Source organism: Kitasatospora sp. MBT66 (genome assembly GCF_000710405.2).
Classification (GTDB): Bacteria; Actinomycetota; Actinomycetes; order Streptomycetales; family Streptomycetaceae; genus Kitasatospora; species Kitasatospora purpeofusca.
The window spans coordinates 516,304-528,477 of the sequence record NZ_JAIY01000004.1 but is presented as its reverse complement, the minus strand read 5'-3'; the positions used below and the strand labels follow the sequence as shown (position 1 = coordinate 528,477).

Below are 12,174 nucleotides of genomic sequence, written 5' to 3'. Positions count from 1 at the left end.
CGTGAAACAGCACCGGGCCCCGGCCGTTCGGTCGTGCGGGGGAGTCCGGGCTCAGAGGCCCAGGTCGTCCAGGGTGTACGCGGTGACGTAGGGCAGGCCCTCGGCCTCGACCGCGGCGGCGCCGCCACGCTCGACGATCACCGCGACGCCGACCACCTCGGCGCCCGCCTCGCGCAGGGCCTCGACGGCGGTCAGCACCGAGCCACCGGTGGTGGAGGTGTCCTCGACGGCCAGCACCCGGCGGCCCTTGACCTCCGGGCCCTCGATCCGGCGCTGCAGGCCGTGCGCCTTGCCGGCCTTGCGGACCACGAAGGCGTCCAGCTCACGGCCGCGCGCGGCGGCGGCGTGCAGCATCGCGGCGGCGACCGGGTCGGCACCCAGGGTCAGCCCGCCCACGGCGTCGTACTCCAGGTGCGAGGTGGCGTCCAGCATCACCCGGCCGACCAGCGGGGCGGCCTGGCCGTCCAGCGTGATCCGGCGCAGGTCGACGTAGTAGTCGGCCTCCTTGCCGGAGGAAAGGGTCACCTTGCCGTGGACGACGGCCTTGTTCTTGATCTGTGCCAGCAGGGCGTCGCGGTCGTTGCTCATGGACATTCAGTCTAGGGCCTGCCCCGGCGCGGGGCCGGTCGGCGGGTGTCCGGTCAGCGGCGGCGGCGCAGGGCCCTGACCAGCACGACGGTGCCGCCCAGCAGGGCCACCCCGCCGCCGATCATCCACGGCACCGTGCTGCGGCCGCCCACTCCGGGCACCACGATGCCGCCGGCGTCGCCGCCCCAGCGGGAGGCCGCCCGGGCGCGGGCGCTGCGGGCCGGCAGGGCGGGGGCGTACGGGCCGCGCGGCGGGGCGTGGTCGACCTCCTCGGCGGAGCGGCCGACGATGCTGCGGCGGACCGGGCCGCCGAGCACCGGCTCCGGCTCGTAGCCGAAGGGCGGCTCGGCGGGGACCTCGGCGGAGACCTCGCGCTCGATCCCGGCGGCGGGCGTGTCGGCCCCGGCCTCGCCGGCGGCGGGCTCGTCGACGTCGTCGTCCTCGTCCGGGTCGCCGAGCGGGAGGCCGAACCGCTCCGCGTCGGCGTCGGAGAAGGCGATGAGGTCGGAGAGGTCGTCGTCGAGGTCGTCGCCGGGCTCGTCCTCGCGGTCCTCGTCGAGGGCCTCGTGGCGGTTCTCCAGGAACACCACCGTGGCGGAGTCGTCCGAGTCCTCGGAGTCGTCCGAGTCCTCCGAGTCGCCGGTGTCGTCGGACCCCTGGGTGTCCTCGGTGTCCTTGGCGTTCTCGGCGTTCTCGGCGGCGTCCGCCTCGGTCCCGGTGACGGCCTCCGCCTCCGCCTCCGCCGAGACCTTCACCTCGGCCTCCGCGTCCGCCTTCGCCTCGGTCTCGTCCTCGGCGTCGCTGTCGGGCCCGGTCGCGGCGGTGCCCTCCGGCGAGGTCAGGGCGGTGGCGAAGCGGTCCAGCAGCCGGCGGCCGGCCGCGTCGAGCGTCTCGCCGTCGAACTCGGTCAGCCGCCCGGTGGCACTCAGGTCACCGGTGAAGCGCACCACCGCGGTGCCCTCCTCGGACCCCTCGGCGACGCTGATCCGGACGGTGGCGGTCGCCTCGCCGCTGCCGCGAGCCTCCTGGCCCTCGGCGAACGCGGTCAGCACGCCCTCGCGGCCCTCGATCAGTGAGAGCACGCCCTTGTAGGTGATGGTGGAGGTGCCGATCCGCAGCTTCAGCCGACCCCCGATCTCCTCCGCCGGGCCACCGCCGACGGCGGCCGGTTCGGTGCTGAGCCCCGGCACGGAACGCGCCAGCAGCGCCGGATCCTGCAGGGCCTGCCGGACCTGCCCGGCCGGCATCGGGACGACAACCTCATGCTCCATGCCACGGAGCCTACCGACCGAACCCGCGCCCGGCCCCGCCCTGTCCCCTACCTGTCGCCGTGGCCCGCCCGCCCGCCGCCCGCCCGCCGGCCCCCGACAGGCGGGGGCCGACGGGCCGGCGGATCCGGGTCAGTGCGGGCCGAGCAGGGTGAGGGCGGCGGGCGGGCGGAGCGGCCGCAGGGCGGTGAGCCGGGCGGCGGAGGCGCGCAGGCCGTCCGCGGTGAGGGCGCGGGGCGGCGGGGCGTCGGGGGAGAGGCTGAGCGGCGGCTGGGCGGCCGCGGCGAGCAGGAAGCTCTGGGTGCTCTCCGGCCCCGGGCGGCAACTGGCCGTCGCGCTGCCCGCGACGGCGTACGGGACGGTCCGCAGCCCGGCCGCCCGCAGTCCGGACTCCACCTGCCACAGCCCCTGTCGCCCGTGCTGCTCCTCGCCGCCGCGCACGGCGAGCCGTCCGCCCGGGGCGAGCAGCCGGGTGGTGAGGCCGTAGAACTCCTGGGAGTGGAACTTGACCGGTCCGCCGTCGGCGGGGGCGGGCAGGTCGGCGAGGACCACGTCGAAGGACTGGCCGGGCGAGGGCCGGACGCCGCGCAGCCAGTCCAGCGGGTCGGCCTCGGCGGTGCGCACCCGGGGGTCGTCCAGGGACCGGTCGGAGAGCGCGGACAGGCCCGGGTCGGTGCGGGCGAGCCGGGGGAGCGCCGGGTCCGGGTCGACCACCAGCACCGAGCGTACGCCGCTGTGCCGCAGCACCTCCCGGAGCGCGAGCCCGTCCCCGCCGCCGAGCAGCAGCACCCGCCCGTCCGGTCCGGCGGCCATGGCGGGGTGGACGAGCGCCTCGTCGCCCCGGTAGGCGTCCGGTCCGCAGACCGCGAGCCGGCCGTCGACGTACAGCCGCAGCGGGCCCTCGGCCGGGCCGGTGAGCACGAGCTCCTGGTCGCGGCTCTGGCTGACGGAGCGGATCTGCCCGCCGTACATGGCCTGCCGGGCCGCCCGCTCGACCGCGCCGGACCACAGCGCGGCCGAGGCGAGCAGGGCGAGCACGAGCGCGCAGCCGCCCCAGAGCAGCCTGCGGGCCCGGGGGTCCGGTTCCTCGCGGAAGAGCCAGAGCACCAGGGCGCCCCCGGCGACGGCGTTGACGGCGCCAGTGACCAGCGCGCCGCTGCCGGGGCCGAGGAAGGGCAGGATGAGGAACGGGAAGGCGAGGCCGCCGATCAGCGCGCCCACGTAGTCGGCGGCGAAGAGGTCGGCGGCGGCGCGTCCGGCCTCCTCGCGGCGGATCCGCTGGATCAGGGTCATCAGCAGCGGGATCTCGGCGCCGATGAGGACGCCGATGAGGCAGGTCAGGCCGACCATCGCGGCCTGGTAGCGGCCGATCCAGGCCCAGCAGGAGTAGAGCGCCAGCACCGACAGGCCGCCGGTGAGGGCGAGGGCGCACTCGACCAGGGCGAAGGCGGTGGCGGGCCGGCGGGTGAAGCGTTTGGCGAGCAGCGAGCCGAGGCCCATCGCGAACACCATGACGGAGAGCACGACCGAGGTTTGGGTGACCGAGTCCCCGAGCAGATAGTCGCCGAGGGCCACGAGTTCAAGCTCGTAGACGAGTCCGCAGGCCGCGCAGACGAACGCGGCGAGCAGCACCACCGCCCGGGCGAGCTCGGGGCGGGCGCGCAGGCGGGACCGACGGCGGGCGGGCAGGGAGGTCAGGCTCCGCCCGGGCCGGGGTGGGCTGCCGTCGTCGAGGTCGAGGCCCGGCTGTGCGGGGGGCGGACCGACCGGATGATTGATCACGAACAAACGCTAGGCGACGTTCGGGACGGACGGCTGCGCCCATTCGACGGACAGGGCGGTATCGCAGGTTGACGAATCGTTCCTGCGTACGAATGAATGTGCACGGCCGGGGCTATGGACGGAACGGCGGGGTCGGTGCCGGTCATCCGGAGACCACCAGCGAGGAGCGGGTGCAGACCAGCCGTCCTTCCTGCGGATAGGCGTGCCAGGTGCGCCAGAGCAGGCGGTCCACCCCGCCCTGGGTGACCAGCGCGGTGAAGGCGCTGGGGTCGCCGGGGAAGACGCCGGCCAGGCCGCGCGGGTGGCCCTCGACCAGGGCGAGCAACTCCTGCGCGCGGGCGGCGAAGTCGTGCGGCGGGAGGGCCTCGATCCGGGCCGCGAACTCGTACTCCCAGCCGTCGACCTGCTTGGCCACCCGGGCGGGCAGCGGCGTCCGGCGGCCGGGCAGGCAGGCGACGGTCTCCAGGCAGTGGCCCGGTCCGGCGGCGATCACCACCTGGTGGGAGGCGCCCAGCAGGCGCAGCTGGAGGGTGCCGGACGGGCCGGGCAGGCCGGGGCCGTCGAGTCTCAGGTCGCGGACCGCGAGGGCGGGCAGCGGCTCGCCGCCCAGGCACCAGGCCAGGTCACCCGCGCGGGTGTCCGTGTAGGAGGTCTGCAAAGTGGTGAGCATGCTCGGCTCCGCGTTTCAGCTCCGTGCGCGCCCTCCGAGCAGCAGCGATCGGGCCCGGGTCAAGGCGGGGCTGTTCGTGGCTGTGCGGTCCAGGGCGCGGCCGACCGTGGAAGGAAGGATTCCGGCTGGAGATTCAGCAGCAGAGAAGCACGAATACGCCGGGTCCGTCGGTGATTTACCCAACTTTGTCAAGCATTCACCGTTTCGAGCACATCGGCTTCGCTGCTCTGATCGACCCGGTGTGCGACTGTGCACCGCGCGCGCCTTTCGCTCCGGCCCGCACGCCGTGTGCGCGGATCGCAAGCTGTTCGCACTACGCGTGCGCCCTCGCCGCGGACGCGCCGGGCGCACGGTAGCAGCCTGGGGCGAAACCCTGCCGCGCAGGCACGACGGATTGCCCGACAGGCAGCAAGGCCGCTGCCCGTCGGGTGAATTGACGAATCGTCAGGACGTGCGAGAGGTCCGGTCGACAGGACGGAGCCGGGTCAGTCGGTCGACCGCCTCCTCCAGGACGTCCACCCGCTTGCAGAAGGTGAAGCGCACCAGCGGGCGGCCGGCGTCGGCGTCGTCGTAGAAGACGGCGTTGGGGATGGCCACGACCCCGCAGCGCTCGGGCAGGGCGCGGCAGAACTCGACGCCGTCCTGCTCGCCCAGCGGGGTGATGTCGGTGGTGACGAAGTAGGTGCCCTGGGGGCGGAAGACCCGGAACCCGGCCGTGGCGAGGCCGTCCGCGAGCAGGTCGCGCTTGTGCAGCAGATCGGCGCGGAAGCCGTCGAAGTAGCTGTCCGGGAGGGCGAGGGCCTCGGCGACGGCGTACTGGAACGGGCCGGCGCTGACATAGGTGAGGTACTGCTTGGCGGTGCGGACGGCGGCGACCAGCTCGGGCGTGCCGGTCACCCAGCCGACCTTCCAGCCGGTGAAGGAGAAGGTCTTGCCGGCCGAGGAGATCGAGACGGTGCGCTCGCGCATGCCGGGCAGGGCGGCGATCGGGTGGTGGGCGCCCTCGAACACCAGGTGCTCGTAGACCTCGTCGGTGACCACCAGGAGATCGCGCTCGACGGCGAGTTCGGCGACGGCGGCGAGCTCCTCGGGGGAGAGCACGAGACCGGTCGGGTTGTGCGGCGAGTTGAGCAGCAGCAGCCGGGTACGCGGGGTGACCAGCGAGCGCAGCCGGTCCAGGTCGGGGCGGAAGTCGGGGGCACGCAGGGTGAGCGGGACCCGGACCGCGCCGGCCATCGCGATGCAGGCGCTGTAGGAGTCGTAGAACGGTTCGAGGGCGATGACCTCGTCACCGGGCTCCAGCAGGGCGAGCAGGGCGGCGGCGATGGCCTCGGTGGCGCCGGCGGTGACCAGCACCTCGGTGTCCGGGTCGTAGTCGAGGCCGTAGCGGCGCCGCTGGTGCGCGGAGATCGCGGTCCGCAGCTCGGGGACGCCCGGGCCGGGCGGGTACTGGTTGCCGCGCCCGTCGCGCAGGGCCCGGACGGCGGCCTCGCGGACCTCCTCGGGGCCGTCGGTGTCGGGGAACCCCTGGCCGAGGTTGATCGAGCCGGTGGCGGTGGCCAGTGCGGACATCTCCGCGAAGATCGTCGTACCGAGCCCGTCCAGACGACGGTTCAGCAGCGGCCTCGCACCCATCACGGCTCCTCGTACCTCGGTGTCGGCGGTGGCCGGGCCCGTCCCGGGGCCCGGTCGGGCCCATCCTGGGGCCCGAGGGGCCCCGGGGACAAGGACGGCCCGCCACCGGGCGTCGGTGGCGGGCCGTGCACGGGGGTTCCCCGCGGGTTCAGTTCTCGTCGGCGCCGTCGGACGGCTTGTCCTCGCCGCCCTCGCCCTCGATCTCGTCCTGGAGGCCCAGACGCTCGACGATCCACTGCTCGAAGCCGACCGCGGCCTGGGTCCAGTTGGCGGTGGTGGTGACGAAGTAGTCCAGGTTGACGCCGGTGCCGACGATCATCTGGGCCTCACCGATCAGCCGGACCACGCCGTCCTCGTGGGTGTGGGTGTAGACCTTGGGCCACAGGGTCTCCCGGTTCCACTCGTCGATCAGGTCGAGGATCTCGCCCTTCTTCTCCAGCGGGTACGCGCGGTCGTAGAACGCGCGCACCGCGAAGAGCTCCTTCTGCTCGCCGCGGAACATGTAGTAGACGCGGAAGCCCTCCCAGGGGGCGGTGAGGTCACCCTCCTCGTCGACCACGTGCTTGAGCTGCATCTGGTCGAGCAGCTGGCCGACCAGGGCCTGGTCCGGGACGATGATCGGCGGCGGGCCGGCCGGTCGGCCGCCCTGACCGCCGGGCTGACCGCCCTGCGGCGCGCCGAAGGACGGGATGGACGACGGGTCGATGCTCATGGGGTCCTCTTCCTCAGTGCACATGGTGGTCGGCAATGAGAGGCCGCCCTTCCGAGTCCATCCTGCCTCATCCGGGGCCCACCTCACAGAGGTGCCCGCAAGCCGGGGCGGCATGGCCGGATCACGGCGCGCCCCCGGGTGATCCGGGGGCGCGGCGGGTCCGGGCGGCCGGTCCCGGAGGGTCATTTCTCCAGTGGTCCGCGGGCACGCACGGTGAGGCGGTCGCCGGTCTCGTCCCGCTCGACCAGCACGGTGTCGCCGTCGTGCACCTGGCCCGCCAGGATCGCCCGGGCCAGCTGGTCGCCGATCGCGGACTGCACCAGCCGGCGCAGCGGCCGGGCGCCGTACGCCGGGTCGTAGCCGGTGAGCGCCAGCCAGTCCCGGGCGGCCGCGGAGACCTCCAGCTCGAGCCGGCGGTCGCGCAGCCGGTCGGCGAGCCGGGCCACCTGGAGGTCGACGATCCGGGTCAGCTCGGCGGTGCCCAGCGGGTCGAAGACCACGATGTCGTCCAGCCGGTTGAGGAACTCCGGCTTGAAGGCGGACCGCACCGACTCCAGGACGAGGTCCTTCTTGCGCTCGTCCGGGGTGGTCGGGTCCACCAGGAACTGGCTGCCCAGGTTGGAGGTGAGGATCAGGATCGCGTTGCGGAAGTCCACCGTGCGGCCCTGGCCGTCGGTGAGCCGGCCGTCGTCGAGCACCTGGAGCAGCACGTCGAAGACCTCGGGGTGGGCCTTCTCCACCTCGTCCAGCAGCACCACGCTGTACGGGCGGCGGCGGACCGCCTCGGTGAGCTGGCCGCCCTCCTCGTAGCCGATGTACCCGGGCGGGGCGCCGACCAGGCGGGAGACGGAGTGCTTCTCGCCGTACTCGCTCATGTCGATGCGGACCATCGCCCGCTGGTCGTCGAAGAGGAAGTCGGCCAGGGCCTTGGCGAGTTCGGTCTTGCCGACGCCGGTGGGGCCGAGGAAGAGGAAGGAGCCGGTCGGGCGGTCCGGGTCGGCGATGCCCGAGCGGGTGCGCCGCACGGCGTCCGACACGGCCTGCACGGCCTCCGGCTGGCCGATCAGGCGTCGGCCCAACTCCTCCTCCATGCGAAGGAGTTTGGAGCTCTCGCCCTCCATGAGGCGGCCGGCCGGGATGCCCGTCCAGGACGCCACCACATCGGCCACGTCGTCCGGGCCGACCTCCTCCTTGACCATCGAGGCGGAGGTGTCCTCGCCGGCGGCGCGCTCCTGGGCCTCGGTGAGCTCCTTCTCGGCGGCCGGGATCTCGGCGTACATCAGCTTCGACGCACGCTCGAAGTCGCCGTCCCGCTGGGCGCGTTCGAGCGCGCCGTGCAGGTCCTCCAGGTGGCCCTTGAGCTCGCCGACCCGGTTCAGGCTCTTCTTCTCCTGCTCCCAGCGGGCCGTGAGCACGCTCAACTGCTCGTTCTTGTCGGCGAGATCGCGGCGGAGCTTGGCCAGCCGGTCGACCGAGGCCGGGTCCGACTCCTTCTCCAGGGCCAGCTCCTCCATTCGCAACCGGTCGACGGAGCGCTGGAGTTCGTCGATCTCGACCGGCGAGGAGTCGATCTCCATCCGCAGCCGGGAGGCCGCCTCGTCGACCAGGTCGATCGCCTTGTCCGGCAGGAAGCGGGAGGTGATGTAGCGGTGCGAGAGGGTGGCCGCGGCGACCAGCGCGGCGTCCGAGATCTGCACCTTGTGGTGCGCCTCGTACCGGCCCTTGAGGCCGCGCAGGATGGCGATCGAGTCCTCGACGTTCGGTTCGCCGACCAGCACCTGCTGGAAGCGGCGCTCCAGGGCCGGGTCCTTCTCGATCCGCTCGCGGTACTCGTCCAGGGTGGTGGCGCCGACCATCCGCAGCTCGCCGCGGGCCAGCATCGGCTTGAGCATGTTGCCGGCGTCCATCGCGGAGTCGCCGCCGGCGCCCGCGCCGACCATGGTGTGCAGCTCGTCGATGAAGGTGACGACCTGGCCGTTGCTCTGCTTGATGTCGTTGAGGACGGCCTTCAGTCGCTCCTCGAACTCGCCGCGGTACTTGGCGCCGGCCACCATCGCGCCGAGGTCCAGGGCGACCAGCCGCTTGCCGCGCAGAGACTCCGGCACGTCGCCGGCCACGATGCGCTGGGCCAGGCCCTCGACCACGGCGGTCTTGCCGACGCCGGGCTCGCCGATCAGCACCGGGTTGTTCTTGGTCCGGCGGGAGAGCACCTGGACCACCCGGCGGATCTCCTGGTCCCGGCCGATCACCGGGTCGAGCTTGCCGTCCCGGGCGGCCTGGGTGAGGTCGGTGCCGTACTTCTCCAGGGCCTTGTAGGTGCCCTCCGGGTCCGGCGAGGTGACCCGGGCGCTGCCGCGGACGTCCTTGAACGCGGCCAGCAGCGCCTTGGCGGTGGCGCCCTGCCGCACCAGCAGCTCGGCGACCGCGCCGCCCTCGGCGGCCAGGCCGACCAGCAGGTGCTCGGTGGAGACGTACTGGTCGTCGAGGTCGTCGGCGCGCTTGCCGGCCTCGGTCAGCACGGCCATGGTGTCGCGGGCCAGCTGCGGCGCGGCGACGGTGGAGCCGGAGGCGCTCGGGAGTGCGGTCAGCTGCCGGCGGGCGTCGGCGTCGATCGCGGACACGTCTGCGCCGACCGCCTCGAGCAGCGGCCTGGCGATGCCCTCGGGCTGTTCCAGCAGGGCGATCAGGATGTGCACCGGCTTGACGTCCGGGTTGCCGGCCGCGCCCGCCTGCCGGATCGCGGCGGACAGGGCGTCCTGCGTCTTGGTGGTGAACTTGCTGGCGTCCACTGCTGGGGGGTCCTCCCTCGTCGAGCTGATGTCTGCTCTCTACAGCATGCACTAAGTTGAGTCTATTCCGCTCAACTTTTGCGTGAACGGTCGGGGCGGGCCCGCAGAACGGGCCGCTCGCTCCGCGCGGCCGACCCGGCGGTGCCCGCGGCCGCGCCCGTCCCGGTGGCCGGCCGGGCCGCCGCCCTCGGCGGCAGGGTCCGCGCCTGGGCCATCCTCGCCTGGTGCGTCCCCGCCGTCCGCCGGGTCAGCGCCAGCAGGTCCCGGGCCGGCCCGGACGGCCGCTGCCCGGACGGCCAGACCGCCCGCAGCGGCCGCCGCAGGTCCAGCTCCTCCGCCAGCCGCACCGCCACCAGCCGCCGGGTCGCCAGCTCCTCCACCACCGCCAGCTCGCTCAGGCAGACCGGCCCGGCGCCGGTCATCGCCGCCGCCTTCAGCGCCGTCGACGAGGCCAGCTCCAGCCGCGGCGGCGCGGCGCCGCCGTACGGGGCCAGCGCCATCTCCAGCACCTCCCTGGTGCCCGAACCCGGTTCGCGCAGCACCAGCGGGGTCGCCGAGAGCTCCGCCCCGGACAGCGGTGAGCGCCGGCGCGCCCACGGATGGTCCGGTGCCACCACGACCACCAGCCGGTCCGCCGCCACCACCGCGCCCGCCAGCCCGGCCGGCGGCAGCGGCCCCTCGACGAAGCCCAGGTCGGCGTCCCCGGACAGCACATGCCCGGCCACGTCCGCCGAGTTGGCGGTGCGCAGCGTCACGGCCGTCCCCGGATTGGTCGCGTGCAGCGCCAGCAGCCAGCCCGGCATCAGGTACTCGGCGACGGTCAGGCTGGCCACCACGGTCAGCCGGGCGTCCCGGCGCTCGCGCAGCGCGTCGATCCCGGCGTCCAGCGCCTGCGCCGCCTCCACCACCTGCCGGGCCCACTCGACCACCAGCCGGCCCGCCTCGGTGGGCCGGGAGCCACGCGGGGAGCGCTCCAGCAGCGGGACGCCGATCTGCCGCTCCATGCCCTTGATCCGGGCGCTGGCGGTCGGCTGGCTCACCCCGATCTCGGCGGCCGCCCGGCCGACACTGCCGAGCCGGGCCACCGCGAGCAGCAGCTCCAGGGCACCGATTTCGGGGACGCGCGGGGAGAGGGGCATAGATCCAGGCTATGCCCTCATAGAGCGCGCGGCGCTACCGGCGGCCGCCGTCCCGGGGGACGGTTGATGCCATGGTCACCCTGCTCAGCGCCGCTCCCCCGATGTCCGCCCGGGCCCGCCTCACCGCCCGGGCCCGCCGCCTCGACCTCTCCCAGCTCACCCCGAACTGGTACGCGGTGGTCATGGGGACGGCGATCGTGGCGAACGGCGCGGCCGCCCTCCCGGTCCGGTGGCCCGGCCTGCTGGGGTTCGCCGAGGTGGCGTGGGCGCTCGGACTGGCCGCCCTGCTGCTGCTCGGTACCGCCCGCGCGGTCCACCTGACCCGGCACCGCGAGGCCGCCCGGGAGCACCTGCTGGAGAACCCGGCCACCGCCGTCTTCTACGGTTGTCCGCCGATGGCGCTGCTCTCGGTCGGCCTCGGCACCCTGACCGTCGGCTCCCGGGTGCTCGGCACCGGCCCGGCCGTCGCGATCGACCTGGTGCTGTGGACGGCGGGCACGCTGTACGCGCTGGCCGTCGCGGTCGGCATCCCCTATCTGATGATCACCCGGCACAAGGTCTCCCCGCTCGGCGCCAACCCGACCTGGCTGCTGCCCGTGGTCGCCCCGCTGGTCGCCTCCGCCGCCGGCCCGGCGCTGGTCCCGCACCTGCCCGCAGGCAGTGCCCGGGAGGCCCTGCTCTACGGCTGCGCGACGCTGTTCGGGATCGGCCTGCTGGCCACCCTGGCCCTGCTGCCGGTGGTGCTCACCGGCCTGGTGCACAGCAAGCTGTCCGCCCTGGCGCTCACCCCGACCCTGTTCCTGGTGCTCGGCCCGCTCGGTCAGTCCACCACCGCCGTGCACCAGCTCGCCGACGCCGCCGGCCCGGTCCTGCCCCGGCTCGCCCCGGTCGCGCTCCCGCTCGCCGAGCTGTACGGCGTGGCCGTGCTCGGTGTCGCGATGCTGTGGCTGCTGCTCGCCCTCGCCGCCAATCTGCGCGCCCGGCGGGCCGGGATGGGGTTCGGGATGACCTGGTGGGCGTTCACCTTCCCGGTCGGCACCTGCGTCACCGGGGCGGCCGCGCTGGCCCGGCACACCGGCTTCGCCGGGTTCACCGGGCTTGCCGTCGGCCTGTTCGCGCTGCTGCTGGCGGGCTGGGCGATCGCGGCCGGCGGCACGGCCGCCGCGCTGGCCGGCGGACGGCTGCTGGCCCGCTGAGGCCCGCTGAGGCCCGCCGGGACCGGCCCCGACGGCCCCACCCGTCCGGTTTTCCGGACTCCGCGCGTCCGCCACCGACCGGACGGGCGGTCGGAGAACTTCCGCCACACCTCGCTGACCTGGTACTTCGCAGGAACCGGCAACGGACCGGGCCGGTCGGGGCCGGTCCGGTGCTGCAGGTTTCTGCAATTGCGAGAACATGCAGCAGGGCGGCACTTGTTCACCGGCCGTCACGCTGTGAGGGTGGAGTCACGCCAGGTCGTCCGGGCAACCGCAGCCCGATGACGGCGACTTGCTCTTCATTGCTGGATGCGACCGGCACGTCCGCACGTGCCTGCATATCGGGGGGGAAGAGCGCCGGCCGGGACGCCATGTGTGGTGATGGCCCCCGGGAC

General features: G+C 74.2%; 9 protein-coding genes. 1 reads left to right on the top strand and 8 read right to left on the bottom strand.

The genetic code is table 11. The features are described from left to right. Positions 1-51 precede the first annotated feature (51 nt). The 8 genes from pyrE to BI06_RS08995 form a co-directional block, all read right to left on the bottom strand. Entirely contained in the window at positions 52-588 is a 537-nt protein-coding gene (gene pyrE / locus BI06_RS09030; RefSeq protein WP_043466891.1) for an orotate phosphoribosyltransferase, read from the bottom strand. Between the two features lie 53 nt (positions 589-641). Then, positions 642-1,859, bottom strand: a complete 1,218-nt coding sequence (locus BI06_RS09025; protein WP_149030317.1) for a hypothetical protein — start codon at positions 1,857-1,859, stop codon at positions 642-644. A gap of 129 nt (positions 1,860-1,988) precedes the next feature. Then, positions 1,989-3,638 carry a polyamine aminopropyltransferase gene (locus BI06_RS09020; RefSeq protein ID WP_233290080.1) on the bottom strand — a complete coding sequence of 550 codons (1,650 nt, stop codon included), beginning with the start codon at positions 3,636-3,638 and terminating at the stop codon, positions 1,989-1,991. Between the two features lie 142 nt (positions 3,639-3,780). Further along, positions 3,781-4,308, bottom strand: a complete 528-nt coding sequence (locus BI06_RS09015; protein WP_030392499.1) for a DUF2617 family protein — start codon at positions 4,306-4,308, stop codon at positions 3,781-3,783. Positions 4,309-4,752: 444 nt separating this feature from the next. Next, positions 4,753-5,943, bottom strand: coding sequence for a pyridoxal phosphate-dependent aminotransferase (locus BI06_RS09010; protein WP_043466883.1), 1,191 nt, complete (start codon positions 5,941-5,943; stop codon positions 4,753-4,755). 148 nt (positions 5,944-6,091) lie between these two features. Then, positions 6,092-6,655 carry a YbjN domain-containing protein gene (locus tag BI06_RS09005; protein ID WP_030392501.1) on the bottom strand — a complete coding sequence of 188 codons (564 nt, stop codon included), beginning with the start codon at positions 6,653-6,655 and terminating at the stop codon, positions 6,092-6,094. Between the two features lie 182 nt (positions 6,656-6,837). Beyond that, complete coding sequence (gene clpB, locus BI06_RS09000; RefSeq protein ID WP_043466881.1) at positions 6,838-9,444, bottom strand: ATP-dependent chaperone ClpB; 2,607 nt, start codon at positions 9,442-9,444, stop codon at positions 6,838-6,840. 71 nt (positions 9,445-9,515) lie between these two features. Further along, complete coding sequence (locus BI06_RS08995) at positions 9,516-10,583, bottom strand: LysR family transcriptional regulator (RefSeq protein WP_082558385.1); 1,068 nt, start codon at positions 10,581-10,583, stop codon at positions 9,516-9,518. Between the two features lie 71 nt (positions 10,584-10,654). Between BI06_RS08995 and BI06_RS08990 the strand changes: the two genes are divergently transcribed. Next, a complete protein-coding gene (locus BI06_RS08990; protein ID WP_030392504.1) occupies positions 10,655-11,779 on the top strand; it encodes a C4-dicarboxylate ABC transporter in 1,125 nt (374 codons plus the stop codon). Positions 11,780-12,174: the final 395 nt, after the last annotated feature.